The organism is Sphingomonas sp. (genome assembly GCF_017304615.1).
GTDB lineage: Bacteria > Pseudomonadota > Alphaproteobacteria > Sphingomonadales > Sphingomonadaceae > Sphingomonas.
Genome location: NZ_JAFKLZ010000006.1, coordinates 35,247 through 50,667, shown reverse-complemented (window position 1 = coordinate 50,667; position 15,421 = coordinate 35,247). Strand labels below are relative to the sequence as shown.

At 64.1% G+C, this 15,421-nt stretch carries 15 protein-coding genes and 1 pseudogene; 10 read left to right on the top strand and 6 right to left on the bottom strand.

Translation table 11 applies throughout. From position 1 onward, the window contains the following. Window positions 1-138: 138 nt before the first annotated feature. Window positions 139-303, top strand: a pseudogene (locus J0J06_RS16835) (JAB domain-containing protein); the annotation flags it as partial. A 90-nt stretch (window positions 304-393) separates the two neighbouring features. On the opposite strand, the gene J0J06_RS16830 reads toward J0J06_RS16835, so the two are convergent. Continuing rightward, on the bottom strand, window positions 394-969 hold the full coding sequence (locus J0J06_RS16830) for an EF-hand domain-containing protein (RefSeq protein ID WP_294043866.1): 576 nt from the start codon (window positions 967-969) through the stop codon (window positions 394-396). Between the two features lie 328 nt (window positions 970-1,297). Here J0J06_RS16830 and purB point away from each other — a divergent pair, with 328 nt between their 5' ends. The 4 genes from purB (at window position 1,298) to J0J06_RS16810 (ending at window position 6,120) form a co-directional block, all read left to right on the top strand. Then, on the top strand, window positions 1,298-2,611 hold the full coding sequence (gene purB, locus J0J06_RS16825) for an adenylosuccinate lyase (protein ID WP_294043865.1): 1,314 nt from the start codon (window positions 1,298-1,300) through the stop codon (window positions 2,609-2,611). Window positions 2,612-2,767: 156 nt separating this feature from the next. After that, window positions 2,768-4,477 carry a DUF1800 domain-containing protein gene (locus tag J0J06_RS16820; RefSeq protein ID WP_294043864.1) on the top strand — a complete coding sequence of 570 codons (1,710 nt, stop codon included), beginning with the start codon at window positions 2,768-2,770 and terminating at the stop codon, window positions 4,475-4,477. A 1-nt stretch (window position 4,478) separates the two neighbouring features. After that, window positions 4,479-5,867 (top strand): DUF1501 domain-containing protein, encoded by a 1,389-nt coding sequence (locus J0J06_RS16815; protein WP_294043863.1) that lies wholly within the window; start codon window positions 4,479-4,481, stop codon window positions 5,865-5,867. A gap of 130 nt (window positions 5,868-5,997) precedes the next feature. After that, window positions 5,998-6,120, top strand: coding sequence for a hypothetical protein (locus tag J0J06_RS16810; RefSeq protein ID WP_294043862.1), 123 nt, complete (start codon window positions 5,998-6,000; stop codon window positions 6,118-6,120). Window positions 6,121-6,178: 58 nt separating this feature from the next. Here J0J06_RS16810 and dnaJ read toward each other — a convergent pair whose 3' ends face one another. Beyond that, complete coding sequence (dnaJ, locus tag J0J06_RS16805) at window positions 6,179-7,303, bottom strand: molecular chaperone DnaJ (RefSeq protein WP_294043861.1); 1,125 nt, start codon at window positions 7,301-7,303, stop codon at window positions 6,179-6,181. A 54-nt stretch (window positions 7,304-7,357) separates the two neighbouring features. After that, window positions 7,358-9,271: a molecular chaperone DnaK gene (dnaK, locus tag J0J06_RS16800; protein WP_294043860.1), complete on the bottom strand. Its 1,914-nt coding sequence runs from the start codon at window positions 9,269-9,271 to the stop codon at window positions 7,358-7,360. A gap of 178 nt (window positions 9,272-9,449) precedes the next feature. On the opposite strand from dnaK, the gene J0J06_RS16795 reads away from it, so the two are divergent. From J0J06_RS16795 to J0J06_RS16775, 5 genes are read left to right on the top strand one after another with little or no spacing between them, the layout of a single operon-like run. Beyond that, on the top strand, window positions 9,450-9,887 hold the full coding sequence (locus tag J0J06_RS16795; protein WP_294043859.1) for a copper chaperone PCu(A)C: 438 nt from the start codon (window positions 9,450-9,452) through the stop codon (window positions 9,885-9,887). A 35-nt stretch (window positions 9,888-9,922) separates the two neighbouring features. Next, window positions 9,923-10,369 (top strand): vgr related protein, encoded by a 447-nt coding sequence (locus J0J06_RS16790; protein ID WP_294043870.1) that lies wholly within the window; start codon window positions 9,923-9,925, stop codon window positions 10,367-10,369. A gap of 60 nt (window positions 10,370-10,429) precedes the next feature. Continuing rightward, on the top strand, window positions 10,430-11,596 hold the full coding sequence (locus J0J06_RS16785; RefSeq protein WP_294043858.1) for an indoleamine 2,3-dioxygenase: 1,167 nt from the start codon (window positions 10,430-10,432) through the stop codon (window positions 11,594-11,596). A 53-nt stretch (window positions 11,597-11,649) separates the two neighbouring features. Beyond that, window positions 11,650-12,150: a PH domain-containing protein gene (locus J0J06_RS16780; RefSeq protein WP_294043857.1), complete on the top strand. Its 501-nt coding sequence runs from the start codon at window positions 11,650-11,652 to the stop codon at window positions 12,148-12,150. Window positions 12,151-12,193: 43 nt separating this feature from the next. Then, the gene (locus J0J06_RS16775; RefSeq protein WP_294043856.1) at window positions 12,194-12,646 is read left to right on the top strand and encodes a hypothetical protein; all 453 of its coding nucleotides are present in this window, start codon (window positions 12,194-12,196) and stop codon (window positions 12,644-12,646) included. Here the strand turns inward: J0J06_RS16775 and J0J06_RS16770 are convergent. The 3 genes from J0J06_RS16770 to J0J06_RS16760 are packed head-to-tail and all read right to left on the bottom strand — an operon-like array spanning window position 12,636 to window position 15,396. After that, window positions 12,636-13,862: a threonine synthase gene (locus tag J0J06_RS16770; protein WP_294043855.1), complete on the bottom strand. Its 1,227-nt coding sequence runs from the start codon at window positions 13,860-13,862 to the stop codon at window positions 12,636-12,638. The genes J0J06_RS16775 and J0J06_RS16770 overlap by 11 nt on opposite strands. Beyond that, window positions 13,859-14,854 carry a hypothetical protein gene (locus tag J0J06_RS16765; protein WP_294043854.1) on the bottom strand — a complete coding sequence of 332 codons (996 nt, stop codon included), beginning with the start codon at window positions 14,852-14,854 and terminating at the stop codon, window positions 13,859-13,861. Before J0J06_RS16765 ends, J0J06_RS16770 begins: the two co-directional genes overlap by 4 nt. Further along, complete coding sequence (locus J0J06_RS16760; RefSeq protein WP_294043869.1) at window positions 14,854-15,396, bottom strand: nucleotide exchange factor GrpE; 543 nt, start codon at window positions 15,394-15,396, stop codon at window positions 14,854-14,856. The genes J0J06_RS16765 and J0J06_RS16760 overlap by 1 nt, the downstream gene beginning before the upstream one ends. Window positions 15,397-15,421 lie beyond the last annotated feature (25 nt).

Sequence of the window (15,421 nt, the reverse complement as noted above, 5' to 3'; positions counted from 1 at the left end):
AAACTCATTGAGACAGAGGCTGAACGAAAGTGAATGTCACGCAACTTCACGATCTACCGACCCCAAACTCATACCCCCGCCCCCTCGGGCATTACCAGAAACCATCATTAATTCAATAGGTTACCGCATGCGACGCGGTTGATCCACAATCATCCGTCGGGCGATCCGGCGCCGAGCCGCGCCGACATCGACCTGACACGATCGGTTGCCGAAGCGGGCAAGAAGCTGGGCATCGCGGTGCACGATCATATCATCGTGGGCACCAAGGGCTTCACCAGCCTGCGAAGCCAAGGCTTGATCTAACTCCAATAAAAAGGGCCGCCGCGTCAAAGGGGGAAGACGCGACGGCCCCTGCGTGGGCGTCGTTAGGTCACGACGCCTGACGGTGCGACCTTAGTTGGGCTTCGGCGCGGCCGGATCCACAGGTGCAGGGGCCGGCGCGGGCGCTGGCTCTGGTGCCGTACCAGGAGCAGGAGCAGGAGCGGGCGCAGCGGGGGGCGGCGCGCCAGGGCCTGCTGCTGCCGCCGGCGGTGCAGCGGGCACCGCTGCCGACGGCGGTGCGTTTTTCTGCCCTTGGACCAGATAATTGGTCAGCTCGTCCTTCGACACGCTCTTCGACTTGTCGGTGTCCGCGGTGGCGAACGCGCCGGCGACATATTTCTTGTTGGCGGCGTCGTCCTTCAGCGCCGGGTCGGCCGCCTTGCGCAGCGCAAACATCCACGCGCCGAACTCGGCCTGACTCAGCTTGCCGTCGCCGTTCTTGTCATAGCTGGGGAATTCCTTTGTCACGACATCGGCGATCTGCGGACCGGGATCGGCCGCGACCGGCGCTGGCGCAGGGTCCGCCGCCGGAGGTGCCGGTGGCATAGCCGCAGTCGGCGGCGCCGGTGGGGTAGCCGCAGGCGGTGTCGCGGCAGCTGGCGGCATCGGCGAGGCTGGCGTGGTCTGCGCCATCGCGGGCGTCGCCATCAAAAAGGCGCTACTCAATAAAACGTGTTTCAACACGGTCTATCTCCTATTGTTGAACGGTCGGATTCTGCGATGCGCCAGAGGGGCGTACCGCTCGAATGGCTCGTCCTAAACAACCGACGAACGTCGACATGGGTCCGCGATATGTGCGGCATGGCGTCACTTCATCGTCACACAGGCTCGGTTCGCCGTTCCGATGTGCCGAGCTCGCGACGACTCGGGGGCGATTTCCCGGAACCGTCATGTTTGCGCCACAGGCTTAGATTGTCGCGCGCGGGCCTGCTTGCTATCGGCCCCGCCATCTTCCCCGCTCCACGAAAGGCCCCCAATGGTCCCGCGCTATTCCCGTCCCGAGATGACCGCGATCTGGACGCCCGAAGCGCGTTTCCGGATCTGGTTCGAGATCGAGGCGCATGCGACCGACGCGCTCGCCGAACTCGGCGTCGTGCCGAAGGAAGCGGCCTCGGCGTTGTGGAAATGGTGGAACACCAACCCCGCGATCGACGTCGCAGCGATTGACGCGATCGAGGCGGTCACGAAGCACGACGTCATCGCCTTTCTGACCTGGGTCGCTGAAAAGGTTGGCGATGAAGCCCGCTTCATGCATCAGGGCATGACGTCGAGCGACGTGCTGGATACGTGCCTCGCGGTGCAATTGCGCAACGCCGCCGATATCCTGATTGCTGATCTCGACGCACTGCTCGCGGTGCTCAAGCGCCGTGCCGAGGAGCACAAACTTACCCCAACGATCGGCCGCAGCCACGGCATCCATGCCGAACCGGTGACGTTCGGCCTCAAGCTCGCCCAGGCCTATGCCGAGTTCGACCGCAATCGCGCGCGGCTGGTCGCGGCGCGCGCGGACATCGCGACCTGCGCGATCTCCGGCGCCGTCGGCACGTTCGCCAATATCGACCCGGGCGTCGAAGCGCATGTCGCCGAGAAGCTGGGCCTGTCCGTCGAGCCGGTTTCGACCCAGGTGATCCCGCGTGATCGCCATGCGATGTTCTTTGCGACCCTCGGCGTGATCGCCGGATCGATCGAGCGCCTCGCGACGGAGGTCCGCCATCTCCAGCGCACCGAAGTGCTCGAAGCCGAGGAGTATTTCTCGCCCGGACAAAAGGGTTCTTCGGCTATGCCGCACAAACGCAACCCGGTGCTGACCGAAAACCTCACCGGCCTCGCGCGCATGGTCCGCGGCTATGTCACGCCCGCGCTTGAGAACGTCGCCCTATGGCACGAGCGCGACATCAGCCATTCGTCGGTCGAGCGCTATATCGGCCCCGATGCCACGATCACGCTCGACTTCGCATTGGGGCGGCTGACCGGCGTGATCGACAAATTGCTGATCTATCCCGATCGGATGGACAAGAACCTCAACAAGATGGGCGGGCTGGTCCATTCGCAGCGCGTTTTACTGGCGCTGACGCAAGCCGGGGTCAGCCGCGAGGACGCCTATCGCCTCGTCCAGCGCAACGCGATGAAGGTGTGGGAGAGCGACGGCCAGCTGTCGCTACTCGCGCTGCTCAAAGCCGACCCCGAAGTCACCGCCGCGCTGTCGCCGAGCGAAATCGAGGAGAAGTTCGACCTCGATTATCACCTTAAACATGTCGACACGATCTTCGCGCGCGTGTTCGGCGGCTGACGGCGTCGTTGACTTGGTTACCCAAAACTCCACCACGCTCGTTACGAATCCGGTGCGTCCAACCGGTTATCCATCGCGGTAGGGCCACTTCGGCACGGATCGCGGAGGGATTCGCGTTCCGCTACGTTAGAGTCTCGACACGCGGGGGAGCGGGCCGTGGATACTTTGGTTTTTGATACGTCGGGCGCTGGGTTCGGCGACGATCATATTCAGGATGACGGGACGCCAGTCGCCGAGCGATTGCCGGCCGTCACGGTGCTGGCGTCGTCGCTGGCGCTCGCGGCCTGCGGCGAAGGAGGCGGCTCGTCGGGCAGCGCCGGAACGCCGACTCCGCCTCCGGTGGTCGTCACGCCCCTTTCCGAAACGCAGGCCAGCCGCTTCCTCGGCCAGGCGACGATGGGCGCGACGCGCACCACGATCGACGGCCTGATCTCGCGCGGGATAGACGGCTGGCTGACCGACCAGTTCGCGATGACGCGCGCGACTTCGCATTTCGACTGGCTGACCGCGAACGGATACGACGCCGCGGCCAACATCAACAGCCAGAACGGTTTCGACACGACGATGTGGCGTCAGTTGATCGTCGAGCCCGACCAGTTGCGCCAGCGCGTCGGCATGGCGCTGCTCGACATGCTGGTGGTCGGCATCGACGCCGTGAATACCAATTGGCAGGCGTTCGCCACGGCCGCCTATGTCGATGTCCTGCTCGACAACGCCTTCGGCAATTTTCGCACGATCATGGACGCGATCACGACCAATGCGGCGATGGGGTCGTTCCTGACATTCCTCGGCAATCGCAAGGCCAATGCGACGACCGGCGCGCAGCCGGACGAGAATTACGCGCGCGAATTGATGCAGCTGTTCACGATCGGGCTGTACCAGCTCGACATGGACGGCAGCCTGAAGACGTCGGGCGGCAATCCGATCGAGACCTATACGCCAGCCGATGTCAGTGGACTGGCGCGCGTGTTCACCGGTCTGAATTATTCGAGCTCCGACAGCACTACGCCCGCGCGATACAAGGTCCCGTTGGTGATGCAGGCGTCGATCAACGAGACCGGCGTCGCCAACTTCCTTGGCACCAGCACGACGGGTGGCGGGATGGCGGCGATCAAGGTCGCGCTAGATACAATCTTCGCCCATCCCAACGTGCCGCCGTTCGTGTCGAAGCAACTGATCCAGCGGCTCGTCACCAGCAACCCATCGCCCGCTTATGTCGGGCGCGTGTCGGCGATATTCGCCAATAACGGCTCGGGCGTGCGCGGTGACATGAAGGCGGTGATCAAGGCGATCCTGACCGACAGCGAAGCGCGCGACGACAGCGCGCTGACTGCCGCCAATGCCGGCAAGATCCGCGAACCGATCGTGCGGTTGACCGGCTGGGCGCGCGCGTTCGGAGTCACTTCGCCCGCCAACACCTGGCCGTTCGGCAATACCAGCAGCATGTCGACCCGGATCGCGCAGTCGCCGGGGCGATCGCCCAGCGTGTTCAACTTCTTCCGCCCCGGTTACTCGCCGCCCGCTACGGCGATCTCCGCCGCGGGCCTGGTCGCGCCGGAGTTCCAGATCACCAACGAACAATCGGTGGTCGCCTATATCAACTATTTCCAGAGCCTGATCGCCAATGGATCGGGCGACGCGAAGCCAGACTATACCAGCATCCTGACGAAGGCGTCGGACTCAACCGCGCTGGTGAACGAGGTGAACATCGTCCTCGCCGCCGGCCAGTTATCCAGTGCGACCCAAGCATCGATCAAGACAGCGGTCGACAGCATCTCCGCCACCGCCACGAACGGCCCGATCAACCGCGTGGGCGTCGCCATCCTGCTGACGATGGCGTCCCCCGAATATCTGACGGTGAAGTGACATGAGCTGTTTCGATCACGATCAGTCGCGCCGCGCCTTCCTGAAGCGCGGCGCCGCGCTTGGCCTCGCCGGAGTCGCGACGCCGTTCGTCACCAGCCTCGCCGCGATCGGCGAAGCGGCGGCGGCGACGTCGACCGACTACAAAGCTTTGGTCTGCATCTTCCTCTATGGCGGCAATGACTACGCCAACACGCTGCCGCCCTATGACACGACGGGCTACAACCAGTATCAGGCGGCGCGTTCGGTCCTCGCAATCGACCGCGCAGCGCTTGCGGCGACCGCGCTGACGCCGAGCACGGCGCTCCCCAATGGCCGGCAATATGCGCTCGCGCCGACGATGGCGTCGCTGCTGCCCTTGTTCAACGCCGGTAAGCTTGCGGTCGCGCTGAACGTGGGGACGCTTGTCCAGCCGACGACCAAGGCGCAATATACCGCCAATTCGGTCAGGCTGCCGCCGAAGCTGTTCAGCCACAACGACCAGCAAAGCTATTTCCAGGCATCGAATCCGGAAGGCGCGACGACCGGTTGGGGCGGCCGGATCGGCGACCTGTTCCAGTCGGGCAACAGTTCCTCCACGCTGACCTGCATCAACACCAGCGGCAACGCGGTCTACCTGACCGGCAGCAGCGCGGTGCAATATGCGGTCGGCACAGGCGGCCCGATCGCGCTGATCAACAATTCGACCACGCTCTACAGCTCTGCGACCGCGATGAGCACGCTCAAGTCGATGATCACGGGTTCCTCGACCAACATCCTGGCGAACGAACACGCCAAGGTGACCAAGCGAGCGCTCGACACCTATACGCAGCTCAGCGGCGCGCTTGCCGGAGCGCCCGCAGCGAACTTCCCGCTGTTCCCGACCGGCAACAGTCTGGCCGATCAGCTCAAGATGGTCGCGCGGATGATCTCGGTATCAGCGGAGCTGGGCGCCAAGCGCCAGGTGTTCTTCGTGTCCCTCGGCGGGTTCGACATGCACGACTTCCTGCTGCGCGATCACCCGACGCTGATCGGCCGGGTCGCGGACGCGATGAAGGCGTTCTACGACACGACCGCCGCGCTGGGCGTCGCCGACAAGGTGACGACCTTCACCGCATCGGACTTCGGCCGCACGCTGCAAGCGAATGACGACGGGTCGGACCATGGCTGGGGCTCCCACCATTTCGTGATGGGCGGCGCAGTCAACGGTCAGAAATTCTATGGCACTGCGCCCGCAATCGGCAACGGCACGCCTGACGATGTCGGCCAGGGCCGCCTGCTCCCGACGATCTCGGTCGACCAATATGCGGCGACGCTGGCCAGCTGGTTCGGGGTTTCGAGCGGCCAGATGTCGACGGTGCTGCCCAACATCAACAACTATAACCCGTCGACTTGGAACCTCGGGTTCGTTTGATCCAGCGCGCCGTCACGATGATATAGTGTGGCAGATTAACCACGAACCGCCGCATTTGGGTCACACAGGTGCAAATGCTGCAACTGCGAACTCGTGAAATAATATTGCGCATCCACGCAACAATTCCCATATGCATCTCAGCCGGACCTATCCGGCAGCAGGAGAAGCAACCATGCGCTACGTGGAGGTGCTCGCCGGCACGATCGTGACCGTCGGGACTCTGGCGCTGGTGGCGGGGATGATCTCCCTCTAACCAGCGGCCCCACCGCTCCGGTGAAATCCCGGAGCGGACAGGGGCGGCGGGTTGCGCCTTAGCCGCCGACCGCCTTCTTAACCTTCTGGAAGAAGCCCTGCGCCTCCGGGCATTCCTCGCCGGTTTCGGTGCAGCGGAATTCCTCGAGCAATTCGCGCTGCTTTGACGTCAACTTGGTTGGGGTTTCGACCGAAATGCGGACGACCAGGTCGCCGCGCCCCTTGCCCTGCAACACCGGCATGCCCGCGCCACGCTGACGCACCTCGCGGCCCGACTGGATGCCGGCGGGGAGCTTGATTTCGTGCTTTTCGCCGTCAGGGCCGGGGATCGTGATCGATCCGCCCAGCGCCGCAGTCGTGAAGCTGATCGGCGCGTTGGCGAACAGAGTCGTGCCCTCGCGCTGGAAGATCGGATGGCGCTTCACATGCAGGAAGATATAGAGATCGCCGGCCGGCGCGCCGCGCGGTCCCGCCTCGCCCTCGCCGGTCAAGCGGACTCGCGTGCCTTCATCGACACCTGCGGGGATATTGACGGTCAGCGTCTTGGTCTTTTCGACGCGCCCCTCACCACGGCACTGGCGGCATGGATCGGCGATCACTTCGCCCGCGCCGTGGCACGAAGGGCAGGTGCGCTCGACCACGAAGAAACCCTGTTGCGCGCGAACCTTGCCGTGGCCGGCGCAGGTGCCGCAAGTTTTGGCGCTGGTCCCCGCCTTCGCGCCGGAACCATGGCAGGAGTCGCACACCGCGGCGACATCGACGGTGATGTCCTCGGACTTGCCGTGAAATGCGTCCTCCAGCGTAATTTCCATGTCGTAGCGCAGGTCGGCGCCGCGTTGCGGCCCGCGCTGGCCACCCCGGCCACCACCCATGAATTCGCCAAACACGCTTTCGAAAATGTCGGAGAAGCCGCCGAAATCCTGCGGCCCGCCGCCGAAGCCGCCGGGTCCGCCCTGCTGAAAGGCAGCATGGCCGAAGCGGTCGTACGCGGCGCGCTTCTGCGGATCCTTCAGGCAGTCATAGGCCTCATTGACCGCCTTGAACTTGGCTTCATTGTCCTTGCACCCGGCGTTGCGATCCGGGTGATATTTCATCGCGAGCTTGCGGTAGGACGACTTGATCGTCGCCTCGTCGGCGGTCCGCTCGACCTCCAGCAGCTCGTAATAATCGACTTCGGTACTCATCGCAGGCCCCCGCCCCCGTCACGCCATAAGGGGTGACGGGGGGTACGAATCACATCAAGCCTTGGTGTCGTCGACTTCGGAAAATTCCGCATCGACCACATCCTCGCCACCGGCTTCGCCGCCGGCCGCGGCACCATCGGCCGCGGGCGAGGCTTGCTCGGCCGCCTGCTTCTCGTAGATCGCCTGGCCAAGCTTCATCGCGACCTGGGCCAGCGCGGACGCCTTTTCCTTCATCGCCTCGACGTCGCCGCCTTCGACCGCCGTCTTGGTCTCGGCGATCGCCGCCTCGATCTCGCCCTTCAGCGACGAATCGACCTTGTCGCCATTGTCGGCAAGCTGGCGTTCGGTGGTGTGGATCAAGCTTTCGGCGTTGTTCTTCGCCTCGGCCGCCTCACGGCGCTTCTTGTCATCCTCGGCGAACTGCTCGGCGTCGCGAACCATCTGTTCGATGTCGGAATCCGAGAGGCCGCCCGACGCCTGGATCTTGATCTGCTGTTCCTTGCCGGTGCCCTTGTCCTTGGCGCTGACGCTGACCAGGCCGTTCGCGTCGATGTCGAACGTCACCTCGATCTGCGGCACGCCGCGCGGCGCCGGCGGGATGCCGACCAAGTCGAACTGACCCAGCAGCTTGTTGTCCGCCGCCATTTCGCGCTCACCCTGGAACACGCGGATCGTCACCGCCTGTTGATTGTCGTCAGCGGTCGAATAGACCTGCGCCTTCTTGGTCGGGATCGTCGTGTTGCGATCGATCATGCGCGTGAACACGCCGCCCAGCGTTTCGATGCCGAGCGACAGCGGAGTCACGTCGAGCAGCAGCACGTCCTTGACGTCGCCCTGCAGCACGCCAGCCTGGATCGCGGCGCCCATCGCGACGACTTCGTCCGGGTTGACGCCGGTGTGCGGTTCCTTGCCGAAGAAGTCCTTCACGACCTCACGGACGCGCGGCATGCGCGTCATGCCGCCGACGAGGACGACTTCGCTGATGTCCGCGGCCTTGACGCCGGCATCGGCCAGCGCCTTCTTGCAGGGCTCCAGCGTGCGCTTGATCAGGTCCTCGACCAGCTTTTCCAGGTCGGCGCGGGTGATCGTCTTCACCAGATGCTTCGGCCCGTTGGCGTCGGCGGTGATGAAGGGCAGGTTCACTTCGGTCGATGCCGCCGATGACAGCTCGATCTTCGCCTTTTCGGCGGCTTCCTTCAGCCGTTGCAGCGCGAGCTTGTCCTTGGTCAGGTCGATGCCCTCGGCTTTCTTGAAATCCTCCGCCAGGAACGCGAGGATCTTGTTGTCGAAATCCTCGCCGCCCAGGAAGGTGTCGCCGTTCGTGGCCTTCACCTCGAACACGCCGTCGCCGATTTCGAGCACCGAGATGTCAAACGTGCCGCCGCCCAAGTCATAGACCGCGATCGTCTTGCCGTCCTGCTTCTCCAGCCCATAGGCCAGCGCCGCCGCCGTCGGCTCGTTGATGATGCGCAGCACTTCGAGGCCCGCGATCTGGCCGGCGTCCTTGGTCGCCTGACGCTGCGCGTCGTTGAAGTAAGCGGGAACGGTGATGACAGCCTGAGTCACGGTCTCGCCGAGATACGATTCGGCGGTTTCCTTCATCTTCTGCAGGATGAAGGCCGAAATCTGCGAAGGAGAATAATCGGTGCCGCCGGCCTGGACCCAGGCGTCGCCGTTCGAACCCTTCACGATGTGATAGGGGACCAGTTCGGTGTCCTTCTTGGTGATCGGATCGTCGAAGCGACGGCCGATCAGGCGCTTGACCGCGAACACGGTGTTGTCGGGATTGGTCACCGCCTGGCGCTTGGCCGGCTGGCCGATCAACCGCTCGCCATCCTTGGCGAAGGCGACGATCGACGGCGTGGTGCGCGCGCCTTCCGCATTCTCGATCACCTTGGGCTTGCCGCCCTCCATCACCGCGACGCAGCTATTGGTCGTGCCGAGATCGATACCGATTACTTTTGCCATTGGTCCTCTGTGGCCCCTCAATTCAAAACAAACCCAAGCCCGCACCCCTCACGAGAGGCGGCGCGAGCACCTATCAGAGGGGCGATATAGGGGAGCTTTGGCTTGCCGCAAGGACTCGCCGGGCTTAGGTGGTGGCGTGATTTTCCCAATGCGGGCCAAGGGGATTGAAGCGTTGCACATGAAGACCGGATTACTCATCCCTGCGATCGCCATGCTGGCGGCCTGTCAGCAGCCCGCCACCCTGTCGGTCGACAAGGCCTGGGTGCGGCTGAGCCCCGTCGCCGACGCCCCGGCATCGGCCTATTTCACGCTGAAGGGCGGCGCCAAGGACGAGACGCTGACCCGCGTGGAAGCGCCCGAGGCGGCGCGCGCGGAAATGCACGAACGCGTGTCAAAGGCGGGCATCGAAAGCATGGCCGACCTCAAGCTCGTCGCGCTGCGCGCCGGTGATCAGGTCGTGTTCGCGCCGGGCGGCAAGCATGTCATGCTGTTCGGTCTCCAGCCAAGCGCGCAGCCGGGCAAGACCACGCCCCTCGTCTTCACCTTTGCCAGCGGGCAGAAGATCACCGTCAGCGCCAAGGTTGTCCCGCCCGGTGGAACGGCGCCGAGCGATTGAGCGACGCCCGCCCGCTGACCCCCGGCGAGACCGACATGGCGCGGTCGATTTTTGGCGATTCGATCGACTATGCGGCGGTGCGCATCGTGCTGGGCAAATGGGCGTTCTTTCAGCCCCGCAACGTCGTGATGAGTCCGCGCGGCCGGATCCATTTCCACCCCCATGGCACCGCCTATCGCGACGATTTCAGCCATGCCGACCTGGGGACGCAGGGTCTGTTCATCCACGAAATGACGCATGTCTGGCAGCATCAGTCGGGCATCTTCCTGCCGCTGAAGCGCGTGCCGTGGGCGCGATACGACTATACCGTGAAGCCGGGCTGGGAACTCAGGAAATATGGCCTCGAACAGCAAGCGGAGATCGTTCGTCACGCTTTCCTGATCGGCCGCGGCACTGTCTTCGCGGGCGCGCCGCCGCTGGCGCAACTCCAGACCATCCTGCCGTTCCAGCCGCACCGCCGGCACGATCAGGGGATGGCGTAGCAGCGCCTGGCTCGCTAGGACTGGTTTCATAAGAAACTAGTTTTGCAGGGACGAACGCACATGCCTATCCACGATCTGGCCCATTACGGCCTGTCGGCCGACCGCGGCTATCTGGCGCAGACCGAGATCGACGAGGTCGTGCTGCCCGATGACTTAGCCGAGGTCGAGGACGCCGCTGCGACCCTGTCCGAACTGCTGACCACCGGCCGCGTGCGGCATTTCCTGAACAGCCTACCGATCCCCGACATCGACGCTTTTCTGGCCAGCGCGTCGGAGGCCGAAATCGGCGTCGCGATGGTGCGCTATTCGTTTCTTGCCCAGGCCTATGTCTGGGGCGAGGCTGTCCCGCCCGCCTATCTGCCCGTCACGCTGGCCGCGCCGCTGGTCAAGCTCAGCGACCATATCGGCTTCCCGCCGGTGATGAACTATGCCGGCTACGTCCTCGACAATTGGTATCGCGTCGACAAAGCGGGCGGCGTCACGCTCGACAATATCGCGATGGACCAGAACTTCTTCGGCGGCCAGGACGAGAACTGGTTCGTCCTGGTCCATGTCGCGATCGAGGCAGTCGCCGGGCGCGCGCTCGACCTAGCGGTCAAGCTGGTGCGCGCGTCGGACGCGGGCGATGCTCCGGCGGTCGAAGCGATGCTGGTGGAGATGAACGGCGTATGGGACGAGGCCAACGCCATCTTCGACCGCATGATCGATAAGTGCGACCCCTACATCTATTACAACCGCGTCCGCCCCTACATCCACGGCTGGAAGAACAATCCGGCGATGCCCGAGGGGCTGGTCTACGAAGGCGTCGCGAAGTTCGCCGGCAAGCCCCAGCCGTTTCGCGGGCAAACGGGCTCGCAAAGTTCGATCGTCCCGGCGATGGATGCGCTGTTCCAGGTCGTCCACACCAATGACGAGCTTCGCGAATTCCTGGCCGACCTCCACCAATACCGTCCGCGCCAGCACCGCGCCTTTATCGAGGATTTGCAGGCGTCGAGCCGCTTGCGCGACTTCGCCGTAGCCCAGTCGCAGAGCCTAAAGGATGCGTTCAACGCCTGTGTGGAGCAAGTCGCGCGGTTCCGCACCCGCCACCTCGAATATGCCGCCAGCTACATCAACAAGCAGGCGAGCTCTGGCGCGGGCAACGATCCGGACGTCGGCACCGGCGGCACGCCCTTCATGAAGTACCTGAAGAAACACCGCGACGAGAACCGCGCGCAGACGATCTGAGGGCTTTCCCCGTGGCGGCATCGCGCTAGATTGCCGTGACGGAGGAACCGCTTATGCCGCAGACACTCGACCGATTTCGGTCTTCGACATCGGGCTGGCTACGCGGCACGCTCGCCGGGTGGGGAACGATCCTGCTGGTGCCGATCGGTCTGGTCGGCTGGCTGGTGACCGGGACTTGGTATCCGCTGCTGTTCGTCGCGGCCGCGCTGGTCATCGTCGCGATCAAGTGGCTCGGCAACCTCGCGATAACCTATGAGGTGACCGACGATCGCCTGATCCTTCACCGCGGCATCTTCAACAAGTCGATCGACGAGATCGAACTCTACCGGATCAAGGACATCCGTATCGATTTCAGCCTGATCAACCAATGGGCCGGGATCGGCACGATCACCTTGCTGTCGAGCGACGAGACCACCGGCGCCAAACCGTTCGCTATCCGCGACATCGCGGATGCCCGGACGCGTCGTGAGAAGCTCCGCGACCTGGTCAATGCCGCCCGCCGCGCGCGGGGCGTCCGCGAGTTCGACATGGTGCAGGAAGCGACGATGCCGTAATCCGTTAGCGCGTTGTTTATAGCCGGTGTTTTATCCGGCGAGCATGATCCACGACGCTTATGCCTTTCGCGGTGAATTCGTAGACATCTTCACCCACATCGAGCGGTGGGCCGCCGACGTGATCCGCAGCGACCGAGCCAAAGCCTCTGGATTGACCAAGGGCAAACCCTCACATTTTATTGGCCAAAAGATCGAGTTGGTCAGAACGCTTGCGGCCGACGATGCCCAGGTTTTCGTTCACCCCGGTCGCGTTCGTCATCTGATCGACTATCTAGCGCCCTATCTAAAACTGCGGTCGGACGTCGTCCATTCGACGCTGCGCATCTTACGCGACAATGGCGAAGAATTTTGGGCCTTTGAAAGCTCGAGCGCCGAACCAGCGAGCGCGGCGGGGCGGCTGTGGCTCAAGGCAGGCGACGCGAAGATGGTCTTGGCGAAGCTTCGCGACTGCCGCAGGTTGCTAGGTGATCAGCGGACGAAACCCGTTACAGGCTAGCAAGATCGATATCCTTTTTCTTGTCCAGCTTCGTACCTGCCTTTGGCATCGGGTATTTCAGCCCCGTCGCGCAATTGAACAGCACCACCTCGTCCTCCTCATCCACCAGCCCGTCGATCAGCGCCTGGCGATAGGCGGCCAGCGTCGCGCCGCCTTCGGGGCAGAGCAACAGCCCATCCTTCTTCGCGCAATCCTCGACCGCCTTGACGATCGCTGGGTCCCCTACCGCCAGCGCGCGCCCGCCGCTTTCGCGTACCGCGCGCAGGATCAGGAAATCGCCGATCGCCTTGGGCACGCGGATGCCGGCGGCAACGGTGTGCGCGTCTTCCCAGCGCTCGGCATGCTCCGCGCCCGCCTCGAACGCGCGGACGATCGGCGCGCAGCCCGACGCCTGCACCGCGAACATCTTCGGCCGCTCAGGACCGATCCAGCCGAGCGCCTCCATCTCGGCGAACGCCTTCCACATCCCGATCAGCCCGGTGCCGCCGCCGGTCGGGTAGAAGATCGCCTTGGGCAGCCGCCAGCCGAACTGCGCGGCCAGCTCCAGCCCCATCGTCTTCTTGCCCTCGATCCGGTACGGCTCCTTTAGCGTCGAGAAATCGAACCATCGCCCCTCCGCCGCACCCTTCGCGACGATCGCGCCGCATTCGTCGATCAGGCCGTTGACGCGATACACCCGCGCACCCTGCAGCGCGATCTCGCGCACGTTGATCTCGGGCGTGTCGTCGGGGCACAGCACGATCGTCTCGATCCCCGCGCGGCTGGCATAGGCCGCGAGCGCCGCGCCGGCATTGCCGTTGGTCGGCATCGCGATCCGGGTAACGCCAAGCTCCTTCGCCATCGCGACCGCCATGACCAGTCCGCGCGCTTTGAAACTGCCAGTCGGCAGCCGCCCTTCGTCCTTGACCAGCACGTTTGGCGATCCGCTCGATTTGGGGATCGGCACCAGCGGCGTCTCGATCTCGCCCAGGCTCACGACATTCTCGGTTCGCCGCACCGGCAGCAGCTCGCGCCACCGCCACAAATCGGTCGCCCGCGCCTCCACCATCGCCCGGGGCAGGAACCCGCGCACCGCGGCGAGATCGTAGCGCACGAGCAAAGGCTTGCCCGCAGCCGACAGGTTGTGCAGCCGGTCAGCCTCATACCGCTCGCCTGTCAGCGAGCATTCGAGATGCGTGACGAAAGTCGGGCGGTCGACGGTGAGGTTGGGGTTCATTTTAGATCCGGGAGGCGCGTATCGCTGGCCAAATCAACTAATTGGGCTGCTAGTGCCAGCGGTAATCGCGACAAATCCGTCGCATCGCTCGAGCTCGAATAATATCCATCCACGCGATACTCGATCCCGACTGCGCCAAGGCGAACCACGCGTGCCGCTTCAGCCTCTGCGATAACCTGACGAACATGGCGCACCAGAAAATTGTTGCCGTTTTCCGCCAACGTCGAATCATCGACCGGCGCACCGTCCGAAAGCACGATCAGCACCTTGATGCGTTCCGGCCGCTCGACCAGTTCGTTGATAGCCCACTCGATAGCCTCGCCATCAACATTTTCCCGAAGAACGCCGGGATGCGCCATCGCCTTGAAGTCTGCTTCTTCCAGCAGCCCGTCGAAATCACGATAGCGAATGTGCAGCAAGGCGCAGAGGCGACCCGGTCGTTTCGGCTTCCCCGCTTTTTGCCACTGCCGCCGTGCCGCGCCTCCCCGCCAACCGACCGTGGTGAACCCCGCAATCGCCAGCGGTACCGCTCGTTCATCGAACACGCGGGACAGCCATCGCATGTTAGCAGCGACCGAGAGAATGTTTTCATGCATCGATCCGGACTGATCGATCAACAATAGGACTGCGAGGTCGCCCGCCGGCCTTTTAAGAACAGGCGCGAGCATCGCTTCCGCATCAGCAAACGCCGGTCCCGCACTCGCCGACAGCCGCTCGACTGCCGCAAGGCGAGCCGGCCACGTCGGGAGCTTGAGCGGTCGAGCTGGTGGGAGGCCGCGATCGGCTTCAGCTATCAGCCCAGGTGCCTCGCGAGCCATTACCGCCGTGTCGAAATCGCGCGTGTAAACGTGATATGGTGTGTCGTCGGATTCGTCAGGAACTGCCTGCGGCCCGTTGCCTCCGCGTCGTAACTGCGCCCAGATCATCCAACCGAGAAAACAAAGAAAGAGAAACGGGCCAAGGAACTCTAGCGGCCCGTTCCCCGGCGGCATCAATCCGCCTTCTTCGCCACACCCACCAGCGCCGGCCGCAGCAACCGGTCGCGCAACATATACCCCGCCTGCATTTCCTGGACGATCGTGCCCGACGCCTGGTCGCTCGGCACTTCGAGCATCGCCTGGTGCTGGTTGGGGTCGAGCGGCAGGCCCATCGCGGCGATGCGGGTGATGCCGTTGCGCTGGAACACGGCGTCGAGTTCGCGCTTGGTCGCCTCTAGCCCGGTCACCAGCCCCTTCAGGCGATCGTCGCCACGCAGCTCCTCGGGGATCGCCGACAGGCCGCGCTCCAGATTGTCGGCGACGGACAGCACGTCGCGCGCGAAGCTGGTGACGGCATAGGCGCGCGCGTCGGCCGCTTCCTTCTCCGCACGGCGACGGACGTTCTGCGCTTCCGCATGGGCATACATGACTTGCGACTTGGCCTCTGCCAGTTCGGCTTCCAGCGCGGCAACGCGGTCATGCTCGGCCAGTTCGGGCGCGGCTTCGGCGGTTTCGGCGCGAAGGTCTTCGGTCTCGGTGGTCTTCTCTTCGGTCATCATTCTCTTCGTTTCGTTTGAGGCC

Excerpts from the sequence above, each read along its gene's own strand:
- J0J06_RS16830 (WP_294043866.1), bottom strand. The coding sequence starts at position 969 with ATGGCGACGCCCGCGATGGCGCAGACCACGCCAGCCTCGCCGATGCCG.
- purB (WP_294043865.1), top strand. The coding sequence starts at position 1,298 with ATGGTCCCGCGCTATTCCCGTCCCGAGATGACCGCGATCTGGACGCCC.
- J0J06_RS16815 (WP_294043863.1), top strand. The coding sequence starts at position 4,479 with ATGAGCTGTTTCGATCACGATCAGTCGCGCCGCGCCTTCCTGAAGCGC.
- J0J06_RS16810 (WP_294043862.1), top strand. The coding sequence starts at position 5,998 with ATGCATCTCAGCCGGACCTATCCGGCAGCAGGAGAAGCAACCATGCGC.
- dnaJ (WP_294043861.1), bottom strand. The coding sequence starts at position 7,303 with ATGAGTACCGAAGTCGATTATTACGAGCTGCTGGAGGTCGAGCGGACC.
- dnaK (WP_294043860.1), bottom strand. The coding sequence starts at position 9,271 with ATGGCAAAAGTAATCGGTATCGATCTCGGCACGACCAATAGCTGCGTC.
- J0J06_RS16795 (WP_294043859.1), top strand. The coding sequence starts at position 9,450 with ATGAAGACCGGATTACTCATCCCTGCGATCGCCATGCTGGCGGCCTGT.
- J0J06_RS16790 (WP_294043870.1), top strand. The coding sequence starts at position 9,923 with ATGGCGCGGTCGATTTTTGGCGATTCGATCGACTATGCGGCGGTGCGC.
- J0J06_RS16785 (WP_294043858.1), top strand. The coding sequence starts at position 10,430 with ATGCCTATCCACGATCTGGCCCATTACGGCCTGTCGGCCGACCGCGGC.
- J0J06_RS16780 (WP_294043857.1), top strand. The coding sequence starts at position 11,650 with ATGCCGCAGACACTCGACCGATTTCGGTCTTCGACATCGGGCTGGCTA.
- J0J06_RS16775 (WP_294043856.1), top strand. The coding sequence starts at position 12,194 with ATGATCCACGACGCTTATGCCTTTCGCGGTGAATTCGTAGACATCTTC.
- J0J06_RS16770 (WP_294043855.1), bottom strand. The coding sequence starts at position 13,862 with ATGAACCCCAACCTCACCGTCGACCGCCCGACTTTCGTCACGCATCTC.
- J0J06_RS16765 (WP_294043854.1), bottom strand. The coding sequence starts at position 14,854 with ATGCCGCCGGGGAACGGGCCGCTAGAGTTCCTTGGCCCGTTTCTCTTT.
- J0J06_RS16760 (WP_294043869.1), bottom strand. The coding sequence starts at position 15,396 with ATGACCGAAGAGAAGACCACCGAGACCGAAGACCTTCGCGCCGAAACC.